The following is a 26,083-nucleotide window of genomic DNA, read 5'->3' as shown; positions in this document are numbered from 1 at the left end:
TTTGTTTAAAATCGCAGTGAGAGGTAGGACAATTTTAAAAACGTTTAAAATTCCTCTAACAATCCATGCACAGCTGCCCGATTTGTTCGGGAATTACCCTTCGTCACCTTGTAGCTAGTCGTGCCTACTGGTATTGTCCTCACTGTCGTCAGGAGGTTCCTAACTTCCTTGATTGCTCCAGTCCTGCCAGGGTAGAGCGAGTTAGAGCGAAAAAAACAGTCTAGATTTTTAAGTTGGTAGATGGCAATAAGACCTGTGGGATGTGTTAAAAATTAACACATCCCACTTTACCTATCTATACATCCCGAGGATTGAGATGGATCATTTCCCAAGTCACATAGGTACCGATCGGACTCCAAATCAGGTAGGGTAGGAGTAGGATGCCCGCCCAAGAAGAAACAGGGAAAACCAAGAGCGCCAGAAGACAACCCAAGAAAAAACCCGTACCTCCGATAATCGTTCCCGCTTTGAGACTGCGTAGTTTACAGGTGACGGGAGTATAGGCACTAATAGTCAATTCCACCAACAGATAAAAAGCCATCAAAAACCAGCGATTAGCCGGTTGAGCTTCCCAGACTAAATAAGCAGAAATTGCGCCACAAATATAGATAATTGTCCAGATAAGAGGGATTAATCTTTCAAAGCTTAACCAATCGGGACGACGCAAACGCGCAAACCAACGCACATCGCGAGAATTGAGTAATCCCCCAGCTAACGCTACCAAAAACCCCACGACACCGATAAGCAACCAAGAGGGAATCATGATTTTAAGCTATCCTCCGCTAATTTTGGCTTTGTAACCCGATTCAATGAGAATTTGTAGAATTTTTTGGCGATGATCTCCTTGGATCTCAATGGCATTTTCTTTCACTGTACCACCCGTTCCGCAAGCAGTTTTTAACTGTTTTAATAATTTCGTCAGAGTTTCGGTTTGGCATTGAAAACCTGTAACCATGGTAACGGTTTTTCCCGCACGACCAGAGCGGGAGGTTTGTACTCGCAAATTCTGCTGATTTGGGGGTAATTCAGGGATGGAACGCTCAAAAGCTTGAGAATTGCTTTTATCTCCAAATTCCTGATAGGCAATCCGGTTTTTTTCCTTAGATTTACTCATATAGCAATTATCATACTGGGTTTGGGGGTTTTTCAGTGACCAGTAAACAGTAAACAGTAATCAGTGAACTGAAAACCAGCATCTGATAACTGATAACTGATAACTGATTCAAAGCTGACTGCTGATAGCTCTTAATTGGTTGGACTGGCAGCGCATTTGATTAAGTTCAGCTGCCGACATTCGATCGAGATGACCTAAAATCATATTAACTCGACCTTGGGATTTTAATTTTTCTCGATGTCGTGCCAAAAAATCCCAGTAAAGAAAGTTAAAAGGACAGGCTAAATCCCCGACTCGTTCATTTTTTTTATACAGACAACCCCGACAATAATCACTCATTTTATCAATATAGTTGGCCGAGGAAGCGTAGGGTTTAGAAGCGAGAATTCCCCCATCGGCAAATTGTCCCATTCCCAGTACATTAGTCTGCATTACCCAATCGTAGGCATCGATAAAAACACTATGAAACCAGTTTTCAATCTCTTGGGGAGAGCAACCAAAAATTAAGGCAAAATTGCTCAAAATCATTAATCTTTGAATATGATGGGCATAACCAGTATTTTCCACCTGTGATAATACTTGTTTGAGGCAATTCATCTCGGTTTGGTTACTATCCCAAAAGAAAGCCGGTAAGGGTTGTTGATGCTCAAACCAATTATGATTAGCGTAATCTTCTCCCAAATAATGATAAATCCCCTGCATATATTCCCGCCATCCCAACACCTGACGGATAAATCCTTCGATGCTATTTAGGGCTAAATTATCTTTTTTATAGGCAATTTCTGCCCCTTGAATCACTTCCAACGGCGTTAGTAATCCTAGATTAAGATAGGGAGATAATAGGGAATGCCAGAGGGTTTCTTCTCCCGTTACCATCGCATCTTGGTAGGGTCCAAAGTTGGGCAGACAATTAGTAATAAAATGCTCCAAAACCTGTAAAGCTTGTCTGCGGTTTACTGCCCAGGGAAAAGGTTTGATTTTTCCATATTTAGGAATATCTAAAGCTTCCACATCAGCGATAACCTGAAGGGTAATTTCATCGGGTTCAAACCAAAGAGGAGCAGCAGTTTTTAATCCATCCTTGGGCGGTTTGCGGTTTTGTTTATCAAAGTTCCATTGTCCTCCTATGGGTTGATTATCCTCGATTAAAATCTGCCATTTTTTGCGACTTTCTCGATAGAAATCCTCTAGTAATAGTCTTTTACGAGATTTAGCCCAATTATTAAAATCTGTCCTAGTCCAGAGAAAGTGATTATTATCAATTAGGGTTATAACACAGTCTAAATTGAGATTTTTAATTAATCTAAGAAAAGGCAAATTATTAGGCATCATAATCTGTAATTCTTTAATACCTAATCGTTTAATCCAAGCAGATAAAATCAGCTCAAAATCTTCAGTAACTTCGTAGGTTACAGACCATCCTAAAGTTTTTAATTCTTCGGCAAAATGACGCATCGCCGACCAGATTAAAACTAATTTTTGCTGATGATAGGGTCTTTGTCGAATATGATTGTGGGATTCAATTAAAATAACCGGCGTTTCCTGTGCATAGGCTTGACGATTAGCTAAGGCCGCTTGTCCTGTCCATAATTGATCACCTAAAATCCAAATACCAATGGTCATAATTATTTCATTGCCTCGACTATTCCCCCGTATTTTTTAGCCATAATATCCGCCATTTCCCGAGCAGAAAATTTACTGGCTTTGTCGATGCTGGGGGTAAATGTACCCGCAGAGGTTAAATAATGGGTAAATACCCCGACTTTTTTGCTAATAATCCACATATTTCTTGAAGTCAAAAATCAAAAAGGGGATGGGAAGTGGGGTGTGGGGTGTGGGGTGTTTTCTCAGTGAACTGATAACTGATAACTGATAACTGATAACTGATTAGGTTTTTGTCCTGAGACTTTGGGCGCTTAGATAAAGTTTCGTCCATTCTTTGACCACTTGCGTGCGTTTACAGTTTAATTCGCCAGCGATTTCCTCAAGGGTTTTACCCGCTTTTAAGCCATCGATAACGCTTTTACCCGTGGGAGAAAGGCCAGCATAGTAACTTTGCCATTGACTGAGAGTTAAGCCAAAATTATGCTCTTTCGGGCTGATTTCTAACCATTCAGCGATTAATTCTGTCCCTTCCTTGAGGGCAAAAACCTTAATCGCATGATAGCCAACTTTTTCCCGGAGACGATAGATCCGTTGGACGGGAATATTCATCGCCAAGGCGATCTCATCTTGGCTTTCGCCTCCTAGATAGAGGTTAAACCAAGTCACCGCCTCCCGACTAACATTTTCCCCTAGATACTTGGCAAAACTCTCTTGAACTTTTGCCCGTTGAATTTGCGCTTCTTGACAAGTGCGTTGATCTTCGTAGGTGGCGATCGCATTTTGATCCAGTAAACTTAAGCTAGTTTCCCCCTCATCGCCACTAATTTCATCGGAGAGAATCCGGATCATTTCTTGCTGCGGCACGTTAGTAATACCGCTTCTCGATTGACGACGGAGATAATTAACAAAACGATAGGCTAACAGGGGTTGATTGCGGATCGGACGCAGAGCGTATTCCTCTAGGGTGGCTAACAGCAGCTGATCACGAGTAGCTTGATCGTTGGTACAACGAGCGATCCATGCTAACTGGGATTGCAGATAGCGATCGCTATTTAACATTTCTTGAATAATTTCTTGCAAGACATCGGCCACCGCTTGCCGACGATCGCGACTTAAGGAAACCCAAGTGCGAATTTTTTGCCGGAGAGTGACACAAGCACCGAGACGATCGATCAGGTTACGATAGGCGCGGGTGGGATTAACTTTCAGATAGCGTTGCCGCAGAATTTGCCAAAGATAGACTAATCCCCGTTTAGCGATTTCTAAATCTCTCTCGTCTAAAGTTTCCCAACGTTGGCTATCTTCACCGAGTAACCAATTGATAATGGTATCCCGTTGGCGATCGGTTAAGGAATCCTCTGTTTGAGAGAGGCGATCTTGCCATTGTTGCCTTAACTCGTCGATTATTGTCGTCATCGAAAAATTGAGTTCCAAACCCCGTCTTTTTAGGACGGCTTTAGTTTGAATATTAGCGCATTTACACGATATATGCTAAAACCTGAGCCATGGAGAAAGCCGATCGCACCGATTTTACCCAACACCCGACTAGAACGAACTAATCAATTAAGTCTTTTGCCAGATAAGGATTTAGTCGATTTATGCCCCCCGATCAAACCATACCAAGTAACGAAGAGCCACCCTAAAGCAAGCCCTGCAAACCTCGAACTCGGCAATCTAACATCCGAAATGGGATTTCCTCCTTTGGCAACGTTTGGAACTGGATGTGAAGAATAGAATCCTCGGATTAGAGTACAATCATCGCATCGGCTCAAATCGGATCGAGGGAAAGTTCCGATGGTTTGAGTTTCGCCATCATGACAGTCTCTTTCAGCAGCCAACTGGCGAAGTTGCCTGAGAAATGTTCGGCGAGGAATCGGCAAGTGTTATATAAGAAGCGAATTATAGTCATTTCAGATAAGTCTGATACACTCTAGACCAGTTAAACCCTTATGAACTCTGGCATTAATATTCTCAATCTTAATTGAAATGACTATAGAACACAATCTTCGGTGTAAGGACTTGATCGCTTAGGGGGTGATGGAATATTATAAGGATAGGTTTTTTCAGTGAGCCATTCATGCGGATGCGGAGGTTAAGTCCTTAAGTTTGATTACGGTTCGACCGAACGCTCAGTAACGTTCTTCTCGGCGATTTGTGACAAAGGGTATTGTGAACAGTTTCTTGGGTAACTAAGCCATGAAAGCCTTGTCCAGACTCCATTTGAAAAGCTATAGATCACAAGAAACCCAAGAAAGCTAAATTGATTCGCATCTGGCTTAAATATGAAAAAAACACTAAGATTACTGACTATTTTATTCATCTTCATACTGTCGCTAGTTATAACTGCGTACCCTGCTTTTGGACAACTAAAGGAAGGTAATTTAATTTGGACGACGAAAAAAGAAGACATATTTTATATTTTAAGAAGTAATAACACTGAACCATCTATATTTCTTGATATTCCAAAAACATTTAATATTGAGGAGAAATATGAGACAGGAATCAATCTGGTTAGTAGTGGGAAATCTATTTTTTGGCTGGATTATGATTATGAGTTTAAAGAAGGTAATGACAATAACATTTCCATGTATGTTTATAAGATGGACATTGATAGTTCTAAACCATCTGTTGTTGTTGATCTTTCTCAAAAAGCCGGGTCTCAAATAGTACGATGGCTTCCTAGTTCTTTAACGACAGACGGGAAGTTTCTTTTTTGGTTAGGACAAAATTTAGAGGGAAAGCCTTTTATTTATAGATCAGATATCAACGGGGATAATTTTTCCATGCTTTTTGAATTTCCCTATGAATCTACAACATTTAAGCCTCAGATAAAACATTTAACAACAGATGGAAAATTTATTTATACACATATTGACGGCAATCTTCGTAATCAATCTGGCGGCTTCGGGAAGCCAACCGAACTTCTATTAAAAATAGAAATAAGCAATCCCGTTTTATTAGCCATTGATGCACTGTCGATTTTACGAAACTGGACAGGTGAAGGAGTTTTGTCCATTAATAATTATGAGGATACTTTATTAACAGATGGTAAGTTTTTATACTTTACTATTGGTTTACTTAATCCTAATTATGGCGACGGAATTGTTCGTTCTGATTTTGATGGACAAAATCCATCAATGATTGCTGAGCCTAAATATGGGACTGGTGTAACCAGTATGACTAATAATAAGAATTCACTTTTTTGGGTATTGCGATATTCTAAATTTTTCCAAATTAATCAATCAGCTTTTGATGGCTCATCAAAGTCTGTTTTAATTGAGGTTCCTGTTGAGGATAGTCTCTCTCATCATAGAAGTTATAACATACCATCAAGTATTGCTTTTGTATCGAATAATTATCTAAGCTCACAACTAATAATGGGAGTCGTCATTTTCTTGATAAGTTTGGCAATAATCTTAGGTTTATTATGGATTTTCTCAAAAAACCTATCAAACTCTGACATAAAACAGGAGGCTGAATCAGAAGCTTAAAGCAATCTAATTCGTTATCTGTTAACAATTTTTTTTCTAATTGAATAATCCAGAATCATTTGTAAAAGAGACTATGAAAGACGTATTTATTTGTCATACCAGTGAAGACAAACTCCTGATTGTGGAACCTTTAGTTTCAGGCTTAGAAAAAGCTGACATTACTTTTTGGTATGATCGGGCTGAAATTAAATGGGGAGATAGTATTACAGCCAAAGTAAATGAGGGTTTAAGAATCTCTCGTTTTGTGATCGTTGTCTTGAGCGAAGCTTTTCTAAACAAAAATTTTCCTAAGCGAGAGCTTTTTGCCGTCCTCAATCAGGAAATTTATTCCGACCAAACTAAGGTACTTCCCTTATTTTCAGATAATAAACAAAAACAAAAGGTATTAGAAAGTTTACCGTTACTCAATGATAAACTATACCAAACTTGGAACGGCAATGCAGATACAATTATTGAAGCTCTTTTACCTCACTTGTCAGAAAAAACAACGCTTAAATTTAAAGATCAAAAAAGCGTAAATGATTTTTTAAACAGAGATAAGTTGATTTCTGATAAAGGGGTTAGCTATAGCAAACTTCGCCAACTCCTAGAAGCACAAAGTTGGCTAGAAGCTGATCAGGAAACGATCAGGCTTCTTTATAAAGCTACCGATAAACCAGAATTTACATCAACCTCTCATTTTTCTGTTGTAAAAATTCCCAATGAGGCCTTATCATCAACTGAACTTAAAAGAATATCTGATAATGACTTAATTATTCTTGATAATCTTTGGAAAAAGTATAGCCACAACAAATTTGGTTTGTCCACTCAAGCTCGTATCTATGAACAAGAAGGGGAAGATTACTATGCTTTTGCGAATCGTGTCGGATGGCGAAAAAATGGACGGTGGTTAGGTTACAATGATCTGACTTGGCATTTGGACGCTCCAATCGGTCATTTACCTTGGCTACAGGGGAAAAAAGCATATCCCACAGAAAAGCAAATGAGAGACTTCCATTTTAGTGCTTGGACATTGAATTTAGGTGACAAACATTTTGCCGAAGATACTTTTATTTCAGTTCTCCAGCAAAAAGTAATCAGTATTCCTTTATTACAATTTTAAATTATGTCTCAAAAAATACCTAATTACCTTCGAGCGATCGCCAAATCTCTTGCTTCCGTAGTAGGCCCATTTGGAGTTCCTGTTGAGTTTGTCTTGAGTCTTTATGATGATCAAATAGAGAACTCCCGTGAGGCCAAACTAGATGCAATGATTGCCGAAGGTCAAAGCCTTACTCGTAAGTCTCTTGATGCTATCTTTGAGACAAAAACTGAAATAAAAGAATTACGAGAACAATTTATTTTAGGAATACAATTTTGTTTTACTATTCTTATGCAAAATCAAGAATTATTGCAAAATTCTGAAAATTTTGAAGATAAGTTTTCACTTTTACTTGATCGACAAAAGGAAAAACTTGAGGAAGCTGGTTTTTTGACCAAAGATGTTTTGGTAAAGGAATTGTCAGAACTTTACGGAGCAGATAGCGAACTATTTAAAGCAACTGTTGGGTCAGCAGGGTTTCCTTTAGCAACAATTCCTCAAAATCAAGCACCCAAAGTTATTGTCTTTCAATTTATTAATCGTTGTTATACTTTGAAACTTAACGATCAGTTTAAAATATTTAAAGCACTACATAAAGAAAATCCAAATAGTAAAGTTTTGCAATTGGTGAGTGCTTTGCTACAAGAAAAATCCTCAAACCAAATATAGCAGTTAAACATTTAATTTATGAATACTCCTTTTGAATCTTATTTAGGCTCTCTCAAAAATCAAATTATTAGAGATTTAATTTCTCTCTATGAATCTAACCCTTCTCTTTTTATTGCTATCATTTGGGAAGGGGGATTTTCTACAGCAAATTTGAGGAATGAACAAACTTTACGGATTATCATTCAAGACTTTATTTGTCAATGTAATTCTCTTAATATTCTGCAATTACGACAAGTATTCACCAAATTATGTGAAGAAAATCCAGGCTGTGAATCACTAAGAAAAGCGAGGAATTCACTTTATCAAAACTTTGATTACGTCAATAGCAACGAAGATTGCATCACTAAATACTTAGTAAAAGTCAAACCAAAACTTATCAGTCAAGGTTGCTCATCCATTTACAATGATATTATCTATGATGGCAAAGTTTTTAAACAAGTAGCTAAGGCAGCTAGTTTTAAAACATCAATTGGTGGTCTGCCAATGAGAGGAGAAGCTTTTTTTATCTTTTCCTATTTTTCTTCTGTTAATGATAACTCATTAAGAGAGTTTGCAACGAATTGTTTCAATTACGCCAAAAAAAACTCTAACTTTTCTAGTATTTTACAAACTGTTTTTAACTTGAAGATACCTACAAATATTTGTTTTTCTATCTCTATGACAAACTTCATAGATGAGAAAACAAAACAACAAATTACAGAGACAAATCCCTTTGAAGAAACGGTAGATCTTCTATGGTATATTGTACCAATTGTTTACACTCTTAATGAAAAGCAAGTTTATTTTTACGAAGAAGTGTTAGAGTCTAAACCTTGGGAGTTTTTCAGAGGTGAAATAGTATGGAAAGAACTCAGGAAAATTATCAAACAAACTTTAAGTGACTGAGATAAACAGTTAAACCATAATCAGGTAGAGAACTGGAGTTTCACTGGCACGATGGCCTCCAGTAAACTTATTGAGAACTTGATAACGTTTTATTATAAAATTCGGCCTTAACATTATCATTAAATTCAGGACTTTCTAGATAAGAACTAACTTCAATTACCCCAACTTTATTAATACTTTGTGGAACGTTTTCAAAAGTAATAATAACCTCAATAGGAGTATCTTTAATCAAAATATTGTCGGCTTGATAAGTGCCAGAATTACTGCCAAAATCCACTTTGGTTGCAATTAGTTCTTTGCCATCCTCAATGATTCGACTTCTATTGTTAGAATTATAATTTCCGTGTATATAGAGCTTGTTTTTATCTTGTGTACTTGTCACCAAAAGAGAACACTTAATATTTTGAAGTGTTGAAGAAATTGCTGATCTTTGGCATTCTTTGAACTGAAAAATTAAAGATTGGACTTTAACAATCTTATCCGTATTAAAAGAAGACGGCTCTGACACAGTTTCATTATCAGGTGCGAATGAAGCCGAGGGACTGGGTACATTTGAACCTTTTAAAGATTGATTTTCATCTTCAAGCTCTTTTATTTTTCTTTGCAAATCTTTGTTTTCCGACTCAAGTGTATTTAATTTTTCTGATAACTGAACTAAATCGGAATTGCTAGATTGCTGAAAAAAACTGGAAATCCATTCCTTAAATTTATAGCCGCCAAAAGCAGATAAGGGAATAGTTAAAACTAATAAAACAGAAGCAAATATTAGGTAATTTTTTCTTTGTTGTTTTTTAAATTCTTTATTCACTTGTCTGCGAACCTCCTCAATGTCATTATCCATTAACAAGTCAGATAATCCTAGTTCTTGAAGACTCTCTTTAACAGCATCAAGAGTGATAACCTCTTGATTATACTGTTTTCTATAGGAAAGTCGTTCAATCAATTTTTTAAACTCATCATCACTTAAACCATCCTTCAAAACCATAAGTTTTACCCTAAATTGTAATAAAAATAAATGTCTGTCATTATTCTGTATAACACTTTCTACGGTAACGATATGGGTCAACTTTCTGTATATCCATCTATTTTAGTGCAATCGCAAGAAAAATTTCCCCATATCATACCCAAAAGCGTGTTAGCCATAGCACATTGCCAAAAACCTTGTTTAACTAAATTCCTGACAATAGGCTGAAATAACACGAGTTTTCTGGTGTTATAACAACTATTCGTCAATCTGACCGCACCTCTTGACAAAAATTTACAATTATTCGACCCTTAGCGATCGCTATCGGGAGATAGAATGTGCGTGGTGCGTTACCCAAAATCGATCGGTGGAGCAGTAGGACTTGCATTAGACCTCGACCTAATATTATCTCAAGACCAAAAGTCTTTCTAGTTAAGGAATCTACCCGAATAAAAATTATTTTAATTGCCTCATATTTTTTCAGTGAAATTGAATTAGCAACGATAGATATACATTTCAGCTATCGAACTACTTAATTAGTATATAGGCTAAAAGCAAGCTGTGACTGGGTTATAATTTTTGAAGATGTCTATTAGGGAACGCACCCTACGGCGATGGCAATCTATAGTTTACATGTTTTCAAGGAGTGGAAGATAGCAGCCCTCGTTAGCTCCGGTAGCGGGCCTATCCATCTTTCCCTCACCGAGCGCGAGCGCTCCGGATTGCCGCTTGTCCACAGACGTTCTATGGTATTGAGGTCAGTACAGGGTATGTTCAGTAATTTATCTCGCGGGCAAAGGGCAGACCACGTCGGATCTTTTCTGGCTCGATTCGATTCGTAGCAGCTCGATTCTAATCCCACGGACTGGGCAATTACCTTTTGAGTTTCGTCAAGAGCTGGATAATGATAATCGTTTAAGATTTTTTCACTCCTCTCTCTCGTCAGAGATCCCGTCTCGATGTTAGTTACAGTTACAACGTACGCTTCCTTCAGCAGGTCGCGCAGGCGGGTGTAGTCCACCCCTCGTTCGGATTGCAAATCGTTGGATTGCAAATCGTTCGTCACTCGATTTTTCGCTGTATCCAGCAACCTCAACCCGCTGGTCTGATTTTGGAGTCCACAGGAAGCAAGAATTGCACTGCTAAAACCGACTGCGATCCATCTTAGAAATGCCTGCCGCAAAACCTTGAGCGCGTGGGGCAGTTGTTTTGGTTTATATGGAATCACGAGAGTCTCCTTAATGCGTAAATGTTCAGGGGTTTACGAGAGAATATCTGTACAACACTCTCCAGAGTAACGATATAGCACTTTTCACGTTACTGAGGTATCGACAAGTTTTGCCAACAAAGGGTTTAAGACCCTTGCCCATACCTTATTCTGATGAAAACTGCTATATGTAGAAACTTTCGGTATATCACCCCATTAACTAAATTTATGACAGTAAGCTGAAATAACGGAACTCTTCTAAAAGACTAGCTAAGATTTCTAGTTCTGACCGCACTTCTCCACAAAAATTTACAATTATTCGACGCAATTAATGGACTGTCTATAGAGCTATCGACTCGTTAGAAGTTTCTCCGGCGGGTTGGGGAGTGGAAAACCCCGTCAGGGATAGAAGCTGTCGTTTAGCGGTTTCCCGTTCGAGACGGTAACGGTTCAACTGAATCTCTAACTGTTCTCGTTGGGCGATTCTTGTTAGATAGGTTTCGGTGGATGAACCGCCCAGACGGTAATCTATCTCGGTAATCCTGGTCAAGAGGTCATGATTGGACAGTTGGGCTGATATCGCCCGTTCTCGATCGCCGGCGGTTTCGTAGGCGATCAGGAGGGTAAGATATTTTCTCACAGGGCGATCGCATTCTTTCCTAGGGTGTGTTCCCTGAAAACATGACAATTTCAAGGTTAACCAATATTTGGGAATGCACCACCCCTACCATTTATAATTGGGGAACATTTTCCTGTTCATAATTTTCTATTAATATTCCCAAAATTTCCATTAAAGAAGCAAGAGGATGATTTTCATTTTCTCCTATTTCATCTATCAAATTATCTAACATAATTACTAATTGTTCATATTCTGATTCGCTACGGGGTATAAAGAGTATTGGCTTTAAGTTTGTCCAGGCTTGCCGTGTTTTCTCTATATCTATCGTCGGCATTTTTTTACTCCTTCCATTTGTTTTTGTCGTATTCAGAATGAGTTAAAACTTCTCGAATATAAATTTTTTGTCGATTGTAATGAATCGCTGCTATTAGTCTAATCTTATTTCCACCTTGGAACCCCCTAAGCTACATCTACATACTCACAGATCGACAATGATTCAGGAACAGTTAATCCATCTTCTTTTAAGCCTTCCAAATGAAAAATTATTGCCTCAGCAATTAATTGTTTAACTTCTTCTAATGTTTCTGCAACCGCAACACAACCGGGAAGATCGGGAACATAAGCACCGTAGCTATTTTCTCCTTTTTCAATAACAACTGCATATCGCATTATATTTTGTCCTCCTCAATTTGAGCTTGTCGCCATATATTTTTAAGAGTCCCAATAGGAACATCAACGCTGGATTTCGACCAACAAAGCAAAGATTTGAGCTATCACCACTACAATAAAATCACTACTCACCCGCAGCAGATAAAGCCATAAATCCCGAAAATATTGCCCTTAATTAGCCTTAACTTTCTGCCCGATTGTATCGGCAGTGGTAGTGGAAACCATGGCCGCCATAACTTGTTCGGGGGAAACCGTAAAAGGCAGACGATGAATGTCCGAATTAGGCTGACAGGCAATTGCCGCCGCGTGGCGCAATTGGGCAAGGGAAACATCTCTTAATCCTAAATCCTCTAGGGATTTCGGTAAACCAATTTGTTCATAAAACTGGATTAGTTGCCCCCGGGCCGATACTGCCAATTGATTACCCAAAACTATTTCCTCTAGACGCAATTGGGCGAGAATTCCGTAGGCGACTTTTTCCCCGTGCAGGGCATGATGGCAAGCGGGAATATGGGTTAAACCATTATGAATTGCATGGGCGGCCACGGTACGACAATTAGCGCCCCCTAAACCACCAATTACTCCGGCTAATAAAACGGTGGCATCCACTACCTGTTTCCAGTCCTCCCCGCCGATATTTTCCAGGGCTGCCGGGGATTTTTGGAAAAGAATATCCCGCAAAACCCGGGCCTGTTGGACAGCGGCAATGATCAGGGTTTCTGTGGAATGACCGCTACTGACGGAGGCCTCGTACCATTTAGCGATCGCATCGCCAATACCGGCGATTAAGGTTCTTTTCGGGGCAGTTTGGATAATACCGTAATCGAGAATTAATAAATCCGGACAACGGGCTAGGGACAGATCGTAAAGAAACGCCCCCGCGTCGGAATAGACGTTAGATAGGGCTGTCCAAGCGGCACAGGTAGCGGCGGAGGTGGGAATCGTGGCGATCGGCAAATGGCACTGATGGGCGAGTAATTTGGCCGTATCGAGGGCCTTGCCGCCACCCACACCGATGATAAAATCTGCCTCATGACTCTTGACAGATGCCTTTAAATATGCTAGGGAATTTTCCGAACAATCGGGGGCGTAACTGTGATAGCTAGGAGTGAGATTTTTCAGGGGAGATGACAAAAAAGCTAAATTGCGATCGCCGCCCACCACCAGGGGACGTTTGCCCAAATCCGCTAACTTGCCGGTGGATTCTTCTAGGGCATTGTCACCCCGAATCACTTGTGCGGGGGCGATTAACAGGGGCAAAACAGCGACAGCATTGGACATTTTTTGACAACCTCAAGGATTATTGGCTAATTTTAGCGAAACTTTCGGGAAAAAGCTGTAGTTCAGGGGTATTATCCCCCGGGGCGGAGAAGGATTTTTTAATCTGTCCCAGGTACAAAGGAGCGGATAAACCGGGCTGAGGATGAACGAGAGTGCGAGCGCTAATGATAAATTGATTATTACCGCCAGCACCGGCGCGACCGGAGGAAAACAAGTCACTAGCGGCTTGTTTTAGGGTTGCTTCCACCTGCTCGGGAGTAACAGTATTGGGCAGGGAGATAACAGCTTGATTAGCTCCGTTATCATAGACAAGGGAGAATCTCACCGCTCCCGGAATTTCTGTGCGGGTAAACAGTCCCAACCCAAGACCGAAAATTCCCACCGTCAACACAGCCATAAAGCTAGTGACACCGACGAGACGAAAGCGGATTCCCCAACCGACGAGAAAAGCGATAATCGTGAGTACCAAAAAAACCAGCGTGGCAATACCAGACCATTGGATGTATTTGGCGAAGTTCAGGGGAATGTCCATATTTTCTATAATACTAATTCTATGAAAACGGTTAGCATAAACCATTGTACCTATCCTGTTGTCGAAACTTTCCATTCTGTGCAGGGCGAAGGCTTTTGGACGGGAAGCAATGCTTTTTTCCTCCGTTTGGGAGGTTGCGATGTCTATTGTCCTTGGTGCGACCAAAAAGAGTCTTGGAATGCCCACCGTTATCCCCAAAAATCCCTGGGGGAATTGGTTGAGATGGCAAAAGGGGCTAACCCCGCTATGGTGGTGATTACCGGGGGTGAACCTTTGATGCACAATCTTGATCCTTTAACCAGGGAATTAAAAAATCAGGGTTTACGGGTACATTTAGAAACTTCTGGCGCTCATCCTTTTACTGGGGTTTTCGATTGGGTGACTTTTTCTCCTAAAACTTATAAAATGCCCGATCCTAGTATTTATGCACGGGTAAATGAGTTAAAAATTGTCGTGGCTCATCCAGAGGATTTAGACTGGGCAGCTATGCAGGAAAGTAAGTTATCGGAAGGGGTGATTAAATATCTACAACCCGAATGGAATACAGCAGAAAGCAAAGAGTTAGTCTTTAATTATGTTCTTCGGCATCCCCAATGGCGTCTCAGTCTCCAAACCCATAAGTTTTTAGGAGTCCGCTAACTGATAACTGATAACTGATAACTCAGGTTAACTAACTATTTTTCGCCTCTAATTTGGTCAAACGACTTTTAAGTTCCTGATTTTCCTGTTTCATTTTTTCTAATTCCTCGCGAATTTCCTGAATTGCTTTGTCGGAACCTAATTTTTTCTGGACTTTTTGTACTGCTTCCTCCGCTACACGACGAACGCGACCATCGGGAGTTCGATCGCTCAAAGCTTGTAAAATAGCGATAGCTTTGGCATTTTCTATCTGTCCTAAAGCGTTACACACTGCCACTTGTGTCAAGAAAAAAGTTTCCTTGGCAATGGTTTCTAAACGTTCCAAAATTACGGTTAATTTATCCGTGGTTTGTCCCGAAGAAATCGCTCCTAGAGCGCGGATAGCGCCTAATCTCAGGGGTTGAGGTGTGCCTAAAGCCGTGTAGGTCAAAATTGACTCTAAAGCCGCCGGCGAGGTTTTTAACTGGCTTAAACCGCCAATTGCACCCGCTCTTACTACCTCATTCCACCCCTTTCTTGACTGTAAAATATGATTGAGCAGGTCAATAATTTCCCCTTCTTGATTTTGCAATTGTCCCACGGCCATGCAGCCTAATCCTCGCGCTGTGGCCGCTTCCACATAATAACTAGCGTCTCCAGCTTCTAATCGGGATTTAAGCGCGTTATAACTATCTAAGGTTTTAATTTCACTTAATCCCTCGACAACTGCCCGACGTACTTGTGCTTTTTCGTCGTTTAAACCTTTAATTAAAGCAGTAACTGCCTGATCTAAACCAAGAGTTGCTAACTGTTTGGCAACCTCCACACGCACCCCCCAAAAAGGCTCATTTTCTAGGGATGTCCCTAAAGCTTCGATCGCTTCTAAACTGCCTTTTTTAGCAATGGCCGTCGCTGCATAGATACGGGAAATTGGATCGGGATCCTGTTGTAATTGCGCTTTTAATTCGCCTATGGGATACTCAAGAGTGACGGTTTTGAGGAAATTATTACCCCGATCGAACTTGACAAAATCGGGCTTTTGTGCTAGGGGAAAATAGAAACTTTGTTCTTTTTGGTGAATCCGCAGATTGTAGGTAATATCCTCAGAGTTGAGATAGGCAAAAGCGACGGGAATTTTCAAGTCGAATAGTTCCTTTTCGTCCTGGGTTTGGGTGACAGTTAATTGGGCTAAATTATTCTGATTGTCCCAACTGTAGGCCACCTTATAATCGGGATGACCACCGCGATAAACGTACTGATCAAAGAGGAATAATAAATTGTACCCGGTCGCTTTTTCGATCGCCCGTAATAAGTCCACGGTTTCTACGGTTTTATGGGCATTATCCCGCACAAAAGTCTGAATCGCTTTTGCGAATAAATCTTCCCCTAAAATAGAGCGGATCATGTGATAAACACAAGCACCTTTTTCGTAGAGATGACGATCATAAAGTTCGATCGCTTCTCGATAAACATGAGTAACAATCGGACGACGATAGCGGGAAGTATCTTCTTCTAAATAACTTCTTGCTTCCCCTAATAAATAATAACTAGCATCAGCTTTTCCGTATTCCGATTCTGTCCATAAAACCTCAGAATAGGAAGCCATTCCCTCTTTAATCCAAGCGTGAGACCAGTGTTTAATCACCACTAAATCACCGAACCATTGATGAGCTAATTCATGGGCAACTAAGCTTTCTGTCCAAGTATGATCGATGCTGGCTCTTTGATCAATTAAACAGCGATCAGTTAAAATTGTGGTGGAAGTATTTTCCATCCCACCAAAAATAAAATCATCTACACAAACTTGCGCGTATTTGGGATAGGGATAGGGATAACCAAACTTTTGGCTAAAAAACTCGATCATGCGGGTAGTTTTACCCATACTTCTTTGGCCCTCTTCTTCCCGTCCTTTTTCCACATAATAAGTGACAGGAACACCATTCCATGAGTCGCATAATTCGGCAAAATCTCCCACCGCAAGAGTCATTAAATAGGTAGGATGAATTTGCTTTTGTGACCAGTGATAAATTCTGTCTTCACCAACGGGTTCCACTGAGATTAATTCCCCGTTAGAAATAGCCATATAGGGTTGGGGAATTTTAACCCGAATTTCAGAAGTGACTAATTGGCCAGGGTAATCAAAACAGGGAAACCAAAAGCGAGAATCTTCCTCTTCTCCCTGGGTCCAAACTTGCATCGGTTTATCGGGATAGTATTCGTCGGGTCTGATAAAATATAATCCACGTTGCGGTTGCTTAACCTGATAGTTAATCGTCAGGATAATCGGTTTATCGGTGGTGGGTTGTAGCAGATGAATGGTCAGAAGAGAACGATCATAGTCAAAGGGTTGACTGATACCTTCAATGAACACAGAATTAATATTTAGATCCACCGCATCCAGAGTTAAACTGCTAATTCCCTGACGAATGGGGGTGAGGGTAATCTGACAGCTGCCCTGAAAACTTTGTCGGGGAATATCAATAATTAAATCGAGAAAAATATGATTAACTTGTCCGGGTCGATCGGGGTTATAATGGGGTTTAGCCCCGGGTAACTCAAAGGGTTGACGCTGATTATTTTCCGTGTCGATGGTGAGATGAGACATATTAGCCCTAACTTGCTGATTTTTGTCCGGTAAACTTAAATTAACACGATCGGTCGTCCCTTTCCTTGCTAACAATAATCCCACCCCTATGAATCTCCCCTCCTTTCTCTGGTTATGGAAAATTGCCGCTTGGTCGATGGGATTTACCCTCTTTGCCTATTTTTTACTAGCGGTTTCGGGGGTAAACATGGGTTATCGACGACTCGCGGGCCAATCTCGACCAAAATGGTTAAGATCCTTTCATCTCCTCAGCGGCCTGATCATGGTTGCTTTGGTCTTAATTCTGCTGGGAATCGGATTAGTGGGAACAATCGGTCATTATGGCAGTTTAGGCCACTCTTCCCACCTGATAGCGGGTTTATTGGTGGTTTTTCTGGTTTTTGTTTCCGCAATTAGCGGCCTGAACATTACAACTCGTCCACCTCTAGCGCGGTCTCTCCACATCGGCACTAATCTTTTATTGTTTCTGGGTTTTCTTTTTGTTACCCTAACAGGATGGGATGTGGTCCAAAAATATCTACAATAAAAATAGTCGGCGATCGAGTGGAGACTGTTTGATCAAGAAAAACTAGCCATCTCATCCCGAAAAATCGCTTTTTAGTGACAGAATACTCACCCCCAAATCATTATGCAAACCGTCGAATCACAAGCTATTAACACGATGTCAGTGCCAAAAAAAGGGCTACCGGTAACAATTATTACTGGGTTTCTTGGTAGTGGTAAGACTACTCTCCTCAATCATATTCTCAGCAATCAACAGGGATTAAAAACTGCTGTTCTTGTCAATGAATTCGGTGAAATCGGTATCGATAACGAACTGATTATCAGCAGTGATGACAGCATGGTAGAATTAAATAATGGCTGTATTTGCTGCACGATTAACGAGGATTTAATTCAAGCAGTTTATAAAATTCTCGAACGTCCCGAAAAAATCGATTATTTAGTCGTAGAAACCACAGGATTAGCCGATCCTTTACCGGTAGCTTTAACCTTTTTAGGGACGGAATTACGCGAAATGACCCGTTTAGATTCCATTGTCACTATGGTGGATTGTGCCAATTTTAGTCTTGATTTATTCAACTCGCAAGCGGCCTTAAGTCAAATCACCTACGGTGATATTATTGTTCTCAATAAAACCGATCTAGTGGATGAAGCAGATGTGGATTCTTTAGAAATAAGAATCCGGGACATGAAGGAAGGAGCAAGAATTCTTCGCACTAGCAAAAGTCAAGTCCCTTTACCCTTAATTCTCAGCGTCGGACTATTTGAATCGGATAAATATTTCGACACAGAAGAAGAACACCACGACCATGATCACCACGACCACGATCACGAGCATTGCGATCATGATCACGACCATGATCACCACCACGATCACGATCACGATCATGATCATCACGACCATTCCAATCATTTAGAGGTGGATGGATTTACTTCTATTTCCTTTGCTAGTGACCAACCTTTTTCGATTCGGAAGTTCCAATATTTCCTCGATAATCAGTTACCAGAAAGCGTTTTCCGCGCTAAGGGTATTCTCTGGTTTGATGAAAGTCCTAAACGTCATATTTTCCACCTCAGTGGTAAGCGTTTCACTCTCGAAGATGACGAATGGAAAGGTACTCCCAAAAATCAGCTAGTTCTTATCGGTCAAAATCTCGATCATGAAACCCTAAAAGAACAGATTAACAATTGTCTCAGTTTACCTGCTGTCAATCGCGGTAAAGGATTTGGGAAATAAACCCCGCTTTGTAAATCTACTAAGTTGGGATTTTTAAGGGGAAACTCTCTGCTAAAGTCGGGCGTTACTTTCGATTTTTTCCCTCAATCCAAGCTTTTGGGGGGTTCTACCCCCCAAACCCCCGGCGCATTAGCTTTTCGGTGGGATGCTTACAGGCAGCTGCTGATCCATTTGTCATCATCTAAAAGTCACCGATAATTGCTGATTGTCGGTATTTCTGCCTTCCTAACTCCTGACTCTAAGGACAATTTTTTGATTTTTACAAGAGGTCTATTGACCTTCTTGAGGTACTTTTCCCCCTAAAGATTCCACGATCGAGCGCGTATTTTCTTTCAGCATTTTTACATAACTATCCCCCCTAGTACCCACCGCGCCGATCGAATCAGAATATAATTGTTGTGGTGCTAATTTCACCCCCGCTTCTTCGGCTACAGTGGTAATTAAAGCGGGATTAATAGTCGTCTCGGCAAAGATAGCAGCAACCTTGAGATTTTTAATAGCATCGGCTAAATTTTTCACCGTTTGGGCGCTTGGTTGTTCTTCGGTACTAATACCAATTAAAGTTCCCGATACTTTTAAACCATAGGCATGAGCATAATACTGAAAAGCGTCATGAGTGGTGACTAATTGTCTTTGGGAAGGGGGGATAGTTTCAATAGCCACAGTAATCCAGCGATCAAGATTTTCTAATTCTGCGATTAATTGGGCGGCATTTTGGGTAAAAATCTCTTTATCTTCGGGACTTAATTCAATCAATTGATCTCGGATTTTTTCCACCATGATTATACCATTTTTTGCTGAACCCCAAACGTGGGGATCGGGGACTTTCTGCCCCTCTTTTTCCAATTGTAAAGGCTTGATTGCTTCTCCCACAGCCACTTTTTTAGCTTTAATTCCCGTAGAATTGATCATTTTAATTAACCCCGGTTCGAGATTATAACCGTTATAGAGAATTAAATCGGCTTTTTCTAAAGCCACACTATCGGCGGGAACTGGTTCATAAACGTGGGGATCATCCCCGGGTTTTAAAATGTCTTGATGGTCAATTTCTTCACCGCCCACTCGTGCGGTTAAATCGGCGATAATTGTGCTAGTGGAGATTACCTTGGGTTTTTGGTTATCAGTAGTATTAACCGAGGCATGACAAGCAACCAATACCAAAAATAAACAGGATAAAATTAGTTTTTTCATCGAGAAATAGAGATGAGGGTTTAGGGGTTAGAGATGAGGGTAAATGGCATTGATATCTATCTTGATTTTTTTCCTGACTAAAGACTCCTTTTACCATTAAAATAGAGAATAGAGAAGGTGTAAATTGAAGAGATATGGATAACCAAGCCCCGATTAAACTACCGAAAACCAGCGAATCCGACCACCTCAAGCGCATTCGTCACACCACCTCCCATGTTATGGCCATGGCGGTGCAGAAATTATTCCCGAAAGCCCAAGTTACTATCGGGCCTTGGACTGAAACCGGATTTTACTACGATTTTGATGTGCCGGAACCTTTTACCGATAAGGATCTCAAGGACATCAAAAAAGAGATGGTCAAAATTATCAATAAAAAACTGCCGGTGATTCGCGAGCAAGTTTCTCGGGAAGAGGCGGAAAAGCGCATTAAAGCGATTAATGAACCCTATAAGCTGGAAATTCTGGCGGGAATTCAAGAACCCATCACCCTTTATCATCTTGGTGACGCTTGGTGGGATTTGTGCGCCGGTCCGCACCTAAGTAATACAAGTGAACTAGACCCGAAAGCGATCGAATTAGAGACGGTAGCGGGTGCTTATTGGCGCGGGGATGAGAATAAAGCCCAATTACAGCGCATTTACGGCACGGCATGGGAAAATCCCCAACAATTAGCCGAATACAAGCGCCGCAAGGAAGAAGCACTGAAACGGGACCATCGCAAATTAGGCAAAGAATTAGGTTTATTTATTTTCTCTGATTCTGTCGGTCCTGGATTGCCTTTATGGACACCGAAAGGAACTTTAATTCGTTCTTTGTTAGAAGATTTTCTCAAAAAAGAACAGTTAAAACGCGGTTATTTACCCGTAGTTACTCCCCATATTGCTCGCGTCGATTTGTTTAAAATTTCCGGTCACTGGCAAAAGTACAAAGAAGATATGTTTCCCATGATGGCGGACGATGAGGAATCTGCTAGTAAGGAAATAGGATTTGTCCTCAAACCGATGAACTGTCCTTTTCATATTCAAATCTATAAAAGTGATTTGAGATCCTATCGGGAATTGCCGATGCGTTTGGCTGAATTCGGGACAGTTTATCGTTACGAACAATCGGGAGAATTGGGAGGGTTAACTAGAGTTCGCGGTTTTACCGTCGATGATTCCCATTTGTTTGTCACTCCCGAACAATTAGACAAGGAATTTTTAAGCGTTGTTGATTTAATTTTGACGGTGTTTAAGAGTTTACAATTAAAGAATTTTAAGGCGCGATTGAGTTTTCGTGACCCCGAATCGGATAAGTATATCGGTTCCGATGAAGCTTGGGAAAAGGCACAATCAGCGATTAGAAAAGCGGTGCAAACTTTGGGGATGGATTATTTTGAAGCCCCCGGAGAAGCGGCTTTTTATGGTCCAAAATTAGACTTTATTTTCCAAGATGCCCTCGAAAGAGAATGGCAGTTAGGAACGGTACAGGTAGATTATAATTTACCCGAACGTTTTGAATTAGAATACGTTGCCGAAGATGGTAATCGTAAACGTCCGGTGATGATTCATCGCGCACCTTTTGGTTCTTTGGAACGTTTAATCGGTATTTTAATCGAAGAATACGCGGGGGATTTTCCTCTTTGGTTAGCCCCTGTCCAGATACGATTATTACCGGTTAGTGATAGTCAATTGGATTACGCTAAAGAGGTGACAGCGAAAATGCAGTTGTTAGGAATTCGGGCCGAAACCGATACCAGTGGCGAACGTTTGGGTAAAATGATTCGCAATGCTGAAACCGCAAAAATTCCCGTGATGGCAGTGGTGGGGGCAAAAGAAATGGAAGGTAATAGTTTAAGTATTCGCACCCGTGCCACGGGCGATTTAGGAGTAATTAGCGTCGAGGAAGTGGTGGCAAAATTAGAAAGTGCCATCCAAAATCACGGTAATTTTTAAGCGTTTGCTTATCTAATTCTATGGGGACAGAAAATATTTCTGTCCCAGTATTTTTGATCAACCCAGGAGATTTTTCGGGTGCATCTGATATTTGTGACTTTCTCTCACTTATGGTGAGCAGCAGCAGTTATTCAAAGAGGGCGAATGCAATTCGCCCCTACAATAATATTATTGCGCCAATAGTAGGGGCGCACCGCGTGCGCCCTGTAATATAGATATTTCTACAAAATTGAGATGCACCCGATTTTTCCTGATTATCCTTTAGGTATCATCATCTTTTTTAAAGGGGTTTTCCCCAATGCCTAGGCCTTTTTTGCTCTCTTTTAAGTCTTTCCAGAGGGCTTTAATTTTTTGGTAGGCTTCTAGAGAACTGATTTTGCCCCCGGTTTCCAGATTACAAATAAAACTGACTTTTTGGGCAAATTCCTGTAAATTGGCGTTAAATAGCAAGTTTTCTGGCTTAAATTCTCCATAATAGGGGGCGCGAGGATAGAGAAAATTCTCCTTGCGGCGATCGGGGAGATTCGGGTTATCATCGTTAGGAGGATTCTGGTTCATAGGGCGATGGCGGGTAATTTTGCGGAATTTCTTTAGATTTTTCGGTAATGGTAATGGGAGATAATATCAGTTGTTGGCTATGATTGAGGATTTAAGTAAAAACTTGGCTGATTTGCCAAAAATTGACACTTAAATCGTGACACTTTTTGGTTATAGGTTAAGATTCGGTCGCAAAATGTTGACAGTTATCTTTAAGCAGCAATTATACATTATTTTTTCTCAACAATCATCTCCCTGATGATCTAAATTTTTTATCTAGGTTGATCGCCAAAATTTGCTGCCGCCGCTATCTGATTAACCATCGATTTTCGTTTATCAATTGCCGAGGATGATAACTATGGAAAAACTCTATGAAGGCAAGGCCAAAATTCTCTATCAAACCGATGATCCCGATATTCTCCTTACTTATTACAAAGACGATGCCACCGCTTTTAATGCCCAAAAACGCGGGCAAATTGTCGGTAAAGGGGAAATTAACTGTACTGTCTCCACTGCCCTATTTCAATGGTTAGAATCCCTAGGAATACCTACCCATTATATTGATCGCCCTAGTTCTAGGGAAATGCGCGTCAAGGCGATTAAAATCATTCCCTTGGAGGTAGTAGTCAGAAATATCGCCGCCGGGAGTTTGTGCAAGCAAACGGGATTAAAGGAGGGGAAAATTTTACCTTTTCCTCTTGTAGAATTTTACCTCAAGGATGATGCTTTAGGCGATCCTTTGTTAACAACCGATCGCATAAAAGTGATTGATATTGCCAGCGAGGAGCAAGTCAATCAGTTACGAGATTTAGCTCTGCAAATCAATCAATATCTACAGGAATTTTTTGATAAGTGCCAGATTATTCTCGTCGATTTCAAGTTAGAATTTGGAGTTGATAAAACGGGCAAAATTTATCTAGGTGATGAAATTAGCCCCGATACCTGTCGTCTCTGGGATAAAACCCAAGAGGATGCCCAAGCGCGTATTCTCGATAAGGATCGTTTTCGTCGCGATTTAGGAGATGTGGAAACTGCCTATCAACAAGTACAAGCAAGAGTTTTACAACAGATAGAGAGTTTATAACTGTGGGGTGTGTTAGCGAGCGCGTAACGCACCTTAATTGAGATTAGCAATTTAATAATTTATGTCAAGAAGAATTATCGGGTTAACAGGGGGAATAGCCTGTGGTAAATCCACGGTTTCCAATTATTTAGAAAATATCTACAAAATTCCTGTCCTTGATGCGGATATTTATGCCCGGGAAGCAGTGGAAAAAGGTTCGGCAATTTTAGAGAGAATTTTGGCGCGTTATGGCAGAAAAGTTAAAACTGAGGATAATTCCCTTAATCGCCAACAGTTAGGAGAGATTATTTTTAATAATCCCCAGGAAAAAATCTGGTTAGAAAGTCAGATTCATCCCTACGTTAGAGAATGTTTTAATCGGCATTTAGAGCAGTTAGAAGCCCCGATAGTTGTTTTTTCTATCCCTTTATTGTTTGAAGCCAAATTAACCCATTTAGTCACAGAGATTTGGGTGATTTCTTGCAGTTTCGAGCAACAAATTCAACGCTTAATGACTAGAAATAACTTAACTAGGGAACAAGCGATCGCTCGGATTGATAATCAAATGCCTTTAGCCGAAAAAATTGCCTTAGCTGATATTGTTTTGGACAATTCCGGGGATTTAGAAGCTTTATATACCCAGATCGATCGAGCTATAAGTAGCTGGTTAGAATTAAATTGAAGATAGATCCCCCCTTAATCCCTAGGGCTGTTTCATTCTCCCATCAGAATATCAAAAGTAAAAGCGATCACTATCAGGTAAAATGAGGAGTGACCGCCAACCTTTCAAATATATGTTGAGCTTAATAGAAAAACTAAAACAAGTCAAGGACTTTCGGAAAGATAAAGGAAAAAGACACCCTTTATGGATAGTATTAGTAGTAATAATACTGGGAACGATGCTAGGATACTCAGGTTATAGAGAGCTAGGAGAGTTTGCTAAAAATAATCGGCACAGGCTGAGTAAAGAATTTAACATAATTCCAGAAAGAGTCCCATCCTATTCAACAATTAGAAGGGTAATGATGGGAGTTGACTGGCAGAGTTTGTTAAAAATGTTTAATGAATGGGCATTAGAAGAATATGGACAAAGAGATGATATAAATTGGCTAGGTATGGATGGAAAAAGTCTCAAAAACACCCTAAAGAATCCTAATAATGAACAACAAAATTTTATCATGTTTGTCTCATTGTTTAGTCAAGAAAGTGGATTAGTATTACACTTAAAAAGAATCGAAAACAAAAAAGGGTCTGAAATCGACGAAGGGCAAGCTATAATTGAGGATTGCTCTCTCCAAAATAAAGTTTTTACTGGCGATGCTTTACACTGTCAGAAAAAAACAATCAGCTTAATAGCCAAGACTAAAAATGATTATGTTATCACCGTTAAAGGAAATCAGAAAAATCTTTATAAGCGAATACAAGACCTGAGTAATTCCTCAAAGCCAGAAAGTTGCTTTCTTGAACAAGATAATAGTCATGGACGAAAAATATCAAGAAAAATAGAAGTTTTTAAAGTGAGAAAAAATGAAAGACAAGGGTTTGAAAATCTGCGAAGAGTTATTAAAGTAGAAAGAAAGGGTAGTCGCGGGGATAAAACCTATGAAGAAACAGCTTACTATATCAGTAGCCTAACCGAATCCGCTCAAGTATTTGCTAAAATTATTCGAGGACATTGGAAAATAGAAAATCAGTTACATTGGGTAAAAGATGTAATTTTTGAGGAAGATAAAAGCGAGATAAGTGATTTTCAAGCGGCCAGCAATTGGTCAATTCTCACAACTATAGGATTGAATCTTTTCAGAGGTTTGGGTTTTCTCTCAATAACAGAGGGACAGAGGTGGTTAGCTGAACGTTGGGAAAAACTGATAGTTTTATCGACGTAAGAAGCAGAAAAATTAGCTAAATTAACAGGATGTACTCTCAGACAATTTCAAGAGAGATAGGCTTTTAGTGGCTTGGGAACAGGCTTTATCAATCTATTCATAATAAATATTGGCAGAAGATTAAAGATTAGTTATTATGACTAACTCTTTTGATTAGAAAAAGATAAACTTGAGAATCCTCGATCAAATTTATTGACTCAAAATCAGCTATACTTAATTTAAATGAATCAACCCTACCTTAATCCCCCCTTAATAAGCTATCCCTTATAGGGATCTTTCTTAACAATTTTTGCAGTAAGCACTCCAACCCTTATCCTGACTTGATTTCAGTTTTTTCTTTGTCAGTAAGGGTGTCAACAAGGAATATTACAAATTGTTAACCGAGTCTTGAAAG

27 protein-coding genes are annotated in these 26,083 nt (G+C 40.1%); 11 read left to right on the top strand and 16 right to left on the bottom strand.

Going from position 1 to position 26,083, the window contains the following annotated elements:
• Nucleotides 1-295: 295 nt before the first annotated feature.
• The 6 genes from O9323_RS14920 to O9323_RS14895 form a co-directional block, all read right to left on the bottom strand.
• Nucleotides 296-763, bottom strand: coding sequence for a TspO/MBR family protein (locus O9323_RS14920; RefSeq protein ID WP_002750165.1), 468 nt, complete (start codon nt 761-763; stop codon nt 296-298).
• A gap of 9 nt (nt 764-772) precedes the next feature.
• Complete coding sequence (locus tag O9323_RS14915) at nt 773-1,114, bottom strand: translation initiation factor (protein ID WP_002750167.1); 342 nt, start codon at nt 1,112-1,114, stop codon at nt 773-775.
• A 108-nt stretch (nt 1,115-1,222) separates the two neighbouring features.
• Complete coding sequence (locus O9323_RS14910) at nt 1,223-2,737, bottom strand: cryptochrome/photolyase family protein (RefSeq protein ID WP_149107089.1); 1,515 nt, start codon at nt 2,735-2,737, stop codon at nt 1,223-1,225.
• A 2-nt stretch (nt 2,738-2,739) separates the two neighbouring features.
• Entirely contained in the window at nt 2,740-2,898 is a 159-nt protein-coding gene (locus tag O9323_RS14905; protein ID WP_172963128.1) for a hypothetical protein, read from the bottom strand.
• A gap of 103 nt (nt 2,899-3,001) precedes the next feature.
• On the bottom strand, nt 3,002-4,135 hold the full coding sequence (locus O9323_RS14900) for a HetZ-related protein 2 (RefSeq protein WP_288125356.1): 1,134 nt from the start codon (nt 4,133-4,135) through the stop codon (nt 3,002-3,004).
• A gap of 352 nt (nt 4,136-4,487) precedes the next feature.
• A complete protein-coding gene (locus O9323_RS14895; protein WP_002740097.1) occupies nt 4,488-4,628 on the bottom strand; it encodes a hypothetical protein in 141 nt (46 codons plus the stop codon).
• Between the two features lie 373 nt (nt 4,629-5,001).
• Here O9323_RS14895 and O9323_RS14890 point away from each other — a divergent pair, with 373 nt between their 5' ends.
• From O9323_RS14890 to O9323_RS14875, 4 genes are all read left to right on the top strand, one after another.
• Nucleotides 5,002-6,210 (top strand): hypothetical protein, encoded by a 1,209-nt coding sequence (locus tag O9323_RS14890; RefSeq protein WP_002739520.1) that lies wholly within the window; start codon nt 5,002-5,004, stop codon nt 6,208-6,210.
• 73 nt (nt 6,211-6,283) lie between these two features.
• The gene (locus O9323_RS14885; protein WP_002750179.1) at nt 6,284-7,312 is read left to right on the top strand and encodes a GUN4 domain-containing protein; all 1,029 of its coding nucleotides are present in this window, start codon (nt 6,284-6,286) and stop codon (nt 7,310-7,312) included.
• Nucleotides 7,313-7,315: 3 nt separating this feature from the next.
• Nucleotides 7,316-7,960, top strand: coding sequence for a hypothetical protein (locus O9323_RS14880; RefSeq protein WP_002739853.1), 645 nt, complete (start codon nt 7,316-7,318; stop codon nt 7,958-7,960).
• A gap of 18 nt (nt 7,961-7,978) precedes the next feature.
• Nucleotides 7,979-8,845 carry a hypothetical protein gene (locus O9323_RS14875; RefSeq protein WP_002739646.1) on the top strand — a complete coding sequence of 289 codons (867 nt, stop codon included), beginning with the start codon at nt 7,979-7,981 and terminating at the stop codon, nt 8,843-8,845.
• 67 nt (nt 8,846-8,912) lie between these two features.
• On the opposite strand, the gene O9323_RS14870 is transcribed toward O9323_RS14875, so the two are convergent.
• The 7 genes from O9323_RS14870 to O9323_RS14840 all read right to left on the bottom strand — a co-directional run bounded on the left by O9323_RS14870 (nt 8,913) and on the right by O9323_RS14840 (nt 14,162).
• Nucleotides 8,913-9,830 (bottom strand): hypothetical protein, encoded by a 918-nt coding sequence (locus tag O9323_RS14870; protein WP_002740064.1) that lies wholly within the window; start codon nt 9,828-9,830, stop codon nt 8,913-8,915.
• 1,526 nt (nt 9,831-11,356) lie between these two features.
• The gene (locus tag O9323_RS14865) at nt 11,357-11,656 is read right to left on the bottom strand and encodes a hypothetical protein (RefSeq protein WP_002740048.1); all 300 of its coding nucleotides are present in this window, start codon (nt 11,654-11,656) and stop codon (nt 11,357-11,359) included.
• 91 nt (nt 11,657-11,747) lie between these two features.
• Nucleotides 11,748-11,969, bottom strand: coding sequence for a hypothetical protein (locus O9323_RS14860; RefSeq protein WP_002802456.1), 222 nt, complete (start codon nt 11,967-11,969; stop codon nt 11,748-11,750).
• A 4-nt stretch (nt 11,970-11,973) separates the two neighbouring features.
• Nucleotides 11,974-12,054, bottom strand: a complete 81-nt coding sequence (locus O9323_RS14855) for a type II toxin-antitoxin system HigB family toxin (protein WP_370445040.1) — start codon at nt 12,052-12,054, stop codon at nt 11,974-11,976.
• 40 nt (nt 12,055-12,094) lie between these two features.
• A complete protein-coding gene (locus O9323_RS14850; RefSeq protein ID WP_002739801.1) occupies nt 12,095-12,304 on the bottom strand; it encodes a type II toxin-antitoxin system HicB family antitoxin in 210 nt (69 codons plus the stop codon).
• Nucleotides 12,305-12,475: 171 nt separating this feature from the next.
• The gene (locus O9323_RS14845) at nt 12,476-13,585 is read right to left on the bottom strand and encodes an iron-containing alcohol dehydrogenase family protein (RefSeq protein WP_002750186.1); all 1,110 of its coding nucleotides are present in this window, start codon (nt 13,583-13,585) and stop codon (nt 12,476-12,478) included.
• Between the two features lie 19 nt (nt 13,586-13,604).
• On the bottom strand, nt 13,605-14,162 hold the full coding sequence (locus O9323_RS14840; RefSeq protein WP_002789277.1) for a Ycf51 family protein: 558 nt from the start codon (nt 14,160-14,162) through the stop codon (nt 13,605-13,607).
• On the opposite strand from O9323_RS14840, the gene O9323_RS14835 reads away from it, so the two are divergent.
• The gene (locus O9323_RS14835; protein ID WP_024968899.1) at nt 14,139-14,756 is read left to right on the top strand and encodes a 7-carboxy-7-deazaguanine synthase QueE; all 618 of its coding nucleotides are present in this window, start codon (nt 14,139-14,141) and stop codon (nt 14,754-14,756) included. The two genes, O9323_RS14840 and O9323_RS14835, sit on opposite strands and share 24 nt — an antisense overlap.
• Before the next feature lie 31 nt (nt 14,757-14,787).
• Here O9323_RS14835 and O9323_RS14830 read toward each other — a convergent pair whose 3' ends face one another.
• Nucleotides 14,788-17,424, bottom strand: a complete 2,637-nt coding sequence (locus tag O9323_RS14830) for a M1 family metallopeptidase (protein WP_288125355.1) — start codon at nt 17,422-17,424, stop codon at nt 14,788-14,790.
• Between the two features lie 4 nt (nt 17,425-17,428).
• Here O9323_RS14830 and O9323_RS14825 point away from each other — a divergent pair, with 4 nt between their 5' ends.
• Nucleotides 17,429-17,866 (top strand): DUF4079 domain-containing protein, encoded by a 438-nt coding sequence (locus O9323_RS14825; protein ID WP_002739965.1) that lies wholly within the window; start codon nt 17,429-17,431, stop codon nt 17,864-17,866.
• Nucleotides 17,867-17,968: 102 nt separating this feature from the next.
• The gene (locus tag O9323_RS14820) at nt 17,969-19,078 is read left to right on the top strand and encodes a CobW family GTP-binding protein (protein WP_002750193.1); all 1,110 of its coding nucleotides are present in this window, start codon (nt 17,969-17,971) and stop codon (nt 19,076-19,078) included.
• Nucleotides 19,079-19,348: 270 nt separating this feature from the next.
• Here O9323_RS14820 and O9323_RS14815 read toward each other — a convergent pair whose 3' ends face one another.
• A complete protein-coding gene (locus O9323_RS14815; RefSeq protein WP_002750195.1) occupies nt 19,349-20,269 on the bottom strand; it encodes a metal ABC transporter solute-binding protein, Zn/Mn family in 921 nt (306 codons plus the stop codon).
• Between the two features lie 134 nt (nt 20,270-20,403).
• On the opposite strand from O9323_RS14815, the gene thrS reads away from it, so the two are divergent.
• Nucleotides 20,404-22,203, top strand: coding sequence for a threonine--tRNA ligase (gene thrS, locus O9323_RS14810; RefSeq protein ID WP_002740114.1), 1,800 nt, complete (start codon nt 20,404-20,406; stop codon nt 22,201-22,203).
• Nucleotides 22,204-22,464: 261 nt separating this feature from the next.
• Here thrS and O9323_RS14805 read toward each other — a convergent pair whose 3' ends face one another.
• Nucleotides 22,465-22,761, bottom strand: a complete 297-nt coding sequence (locus O9323_RS14805) for a DUF7219 family protein (RefSeq protein ID WP_002776576.1) — start codon at nt 22,759-22,761, stop codon at nt 22,465-22,467.
• Between the two features lie 337 nt (nt 22,762-23,098).
• Here O9323_RS14805 and purC point away from each other — a divergent pair, with 337 nt between their 5' ends.
• The 3 genes from purC to O9323_RS14790 all read left to right on the top strand — a co-directional run bounded on the left by purC (nt 23,099) and on the right by O9323_RS14790 (nt 25,689).
• The gene (gene purC / locus O9323_RS14800; RefSeq protein ID WP_002750199.1) at nt 23,099-23,824 is read left to right on the top strand and encodes a phosphoribosylaminoimidazolesuccinocarboxamide synthase; all 726 of its coding nucleotides are present in this window, start codon (nt 23,099-23,101) and stop codon (nt 23,822-23,824) included.
• A gap of 61 nt (nt 23,825-23,885) precedes the next feature.
• Nucleotides 23,886-24,485, top strand: coding sequence for a dephospho-CoA kinase (coaE, locus tag O9323_RS14795; RefSeq protein WP_002750201.1), 600 nt, complete (start codon nt 23,886-23,888; stop codon nt 24,483-24,485).
• Nucleotides 24,486-24,597: 112 nt separating this feature from the next.
• Entirely contained in the window at nt 24,598-25,689 is a 1,092-nt protein-coding gene (locus O9323_RS14790) for an ISAs1-like element ISMae8 family transposase (protein WP_012267222.1), read from the top strand.
• The last annotated feature ends 394 nt before the right edge of the window (nt 25,690-26,083 follow it).

The organism is Microcystis sp. LE19-131.1A (genome assembly GCF_027532015.1).
Taxonomy (GTDB): domain Bacteria; phylum Cyanobacteriota; class Cyanobacteriia; order Cyanobacteriales; family Microcystaceae; genus Microcystis; species Microcystis ichthyoblabe_A.
The sequence above is the reverse complement of the archived record's forward strand: the minus strand, read 5'-3'. Positions and strand labels throughout refer to the sequence as shown.

What these genes read in the sequence shown, in the direction of transcription:
- thrS (WP_002740114.1), top strand. Translation starts at nt 20,404, where the DNA reads ATGGATAACCAAGCCCCGATTAAACTACCGAAAACCAGCGAATCCGAC.
- O9323_RS14820 (WP_002750193.1), top strand. Translation starts at nt 17,969, where the DNA reads ATGCAAACCGTCGAATCACAAGCTATTAACACGATGTCAGTGCCAAAA.
- O9323_RS14870 (WP_002740064.1), bottom strand. Translation starts at nt 9,830, where the DNA reads ATGGTTTTGAAGGATGGTTTAAGTGATGATGAGTTTAAAAAATTGATT.
- O9323_RS14875 (WP_002739646.1), top strand. Translation starts at nt 7,979, where the DNA reads ATGAATACTCCTTTTGAATCTTATTTAGGCTCTCTCAAAAATCAAATT.
- O9323_RS14835 (WP_024968899.1), top strand. Translation starts at nt 14,139, where the DNA reads ATGAAAACGGTTAGCATAAACCATTGTACCTATCCTGTTGTCGAAACT.
- O9323_RS14825 (WP_002739965.1), top strand. Translation starts at nt 17,429, where the DNA reads ATGAATCTCCCCTCCTTTCTCTGGTTATGGAAAATTGCCGCTTGGTCG.
- O9323_RS14895 (WP_002740097.1), bottom strand. Translation starts at nt 4,628, where the DNA reads ATGACTATAATTCGCTTCTTATATAACACTTGCCGATTCCTCGCCGAA.
- purC (WP_002750199.1), top strand. Translation starts at nt 23,099, where the DNA reads ATGGAAAAACTCTATGAAGGCAAGGCCAAAATTCTCTATCAAACCGAT.
- coaE (WP_002750201.1), top strand. Translation starts at nt 23,886, where the DNA reads ATGTCAAGAAGAATTATCGGGTTAACAGGGGGAATAGCCTGTGGTAAA.
- O9323_RS14885 (WP_002750179.1), top strand. Translation starts at nt 6,284, where the DNA reads ATGAAAGACGTATTTATTTGTCATACCAGTGAAGACAAACTCCTGATT.
- O9323_RS14845 (WP_002750186.1), bottom strand. Translation starts at nt 13,585, where the DNA reads ATGTCCAATGCTGTCGCTGTTTTGCCCCTGTTAATCGCCCCCGCACAA.
- O9323_RS14905 (WP_172963128.1), bottom strand. Translation starts at nt 2,898, where the DNA reads ATGTGGATTATTAGCAAAAAAGTCGGGGTATTTACCCATTATTTAACC.
- O9323_RS14805 (WP_002776576.1), bottom strand. Translation starts at nt 22,761, where the DNA reads ATGAACCAGAATCCTCCTAACGATGATAACCCGAATCTCCCCGATCGC.
- O9323_RS14790 (WP_012267222.1), top strand. Translation starts at nt 24,598, where the DNA reads ATGTTGAGCTTAATAGAAAAACTAAAACAAGTCAAGGACTTTCGGAAA.
- O9323_RS14840 (WP_002789277.1), bottom strand. Translation starts at nt 14,162, where the DNA reads ATGGTTTATGCTAACCGTTTTCATAGAATTAGTATTATAGAAAATATG.
- O9323_RS14915 (WP_002750167.1), bottom strand. Translation starts at nt 1,114, where the DNA reads ATGAGTAAATCTAAGGAAAAAAACCGGATTGCCTATCAGGAATTTGGA.
- O9323_RS14900 (WP_288125356.1), bottom strand. Translation starts at nt 4,135, where the DNA reads ATGACGACAATAATCGACGAGTTAAGGCAACAATGGCAAGATCGCCTC.
- O9323_RS14910 (WP_149107089.1), bottom strand. Translation starts at nt 2,737, where the DNA reads ATGACCATTGGTATTTGGATTTTAGGTGATCAATTATGGACAGGACAA.
- O9323_RS14880 (WP_002739853.1), top strand. Translation starts at nt 7,316, where the DNA reads ATGTCTCAAAAAATACCTAATTACCTTCGAGCGATCGCCAAATCTCTT.
- O9323_RS14860 (WP_002802456.1), bottom strand. Translation starts at nt 11,969, where the DNA reads ATGCCGACGATAGATATAGAGAAAACACGGCAAGCCTGGACAAACTTA.
- O9323_RS14815 (WP_002750195.1), bottom strand. Translation starts at nt 20,269, where the DNA reads ATGAAAAAACTAATTTTATCCTGTTTATTTTTGGTATTGGTTGCTTGT.
- O9323_RS14850 (WP_002739801.1), bottom strand. Translation starts at nt 12,304, where the DNA reads ATGCGATATGCAGTTGTTATTGAAAAAGGAGAAAATAGCTACGGTGCT.
- O9323_RS14920 (WP_002750165.1), bottom strand. Translation starts at nt 763, where the DNA reads ATGATTCCCTCTTGGTTGCTTATCGGTGTCGTGGGGTTTTTGGTAGCG.
- O9323_RS14890 (WP_002739520.1), top strand. Translation starts at nt 5,002, where the DNA reads ATGAAAAAAACACTAAGATTACTGACTATTTTATTCATCTTCATACTG.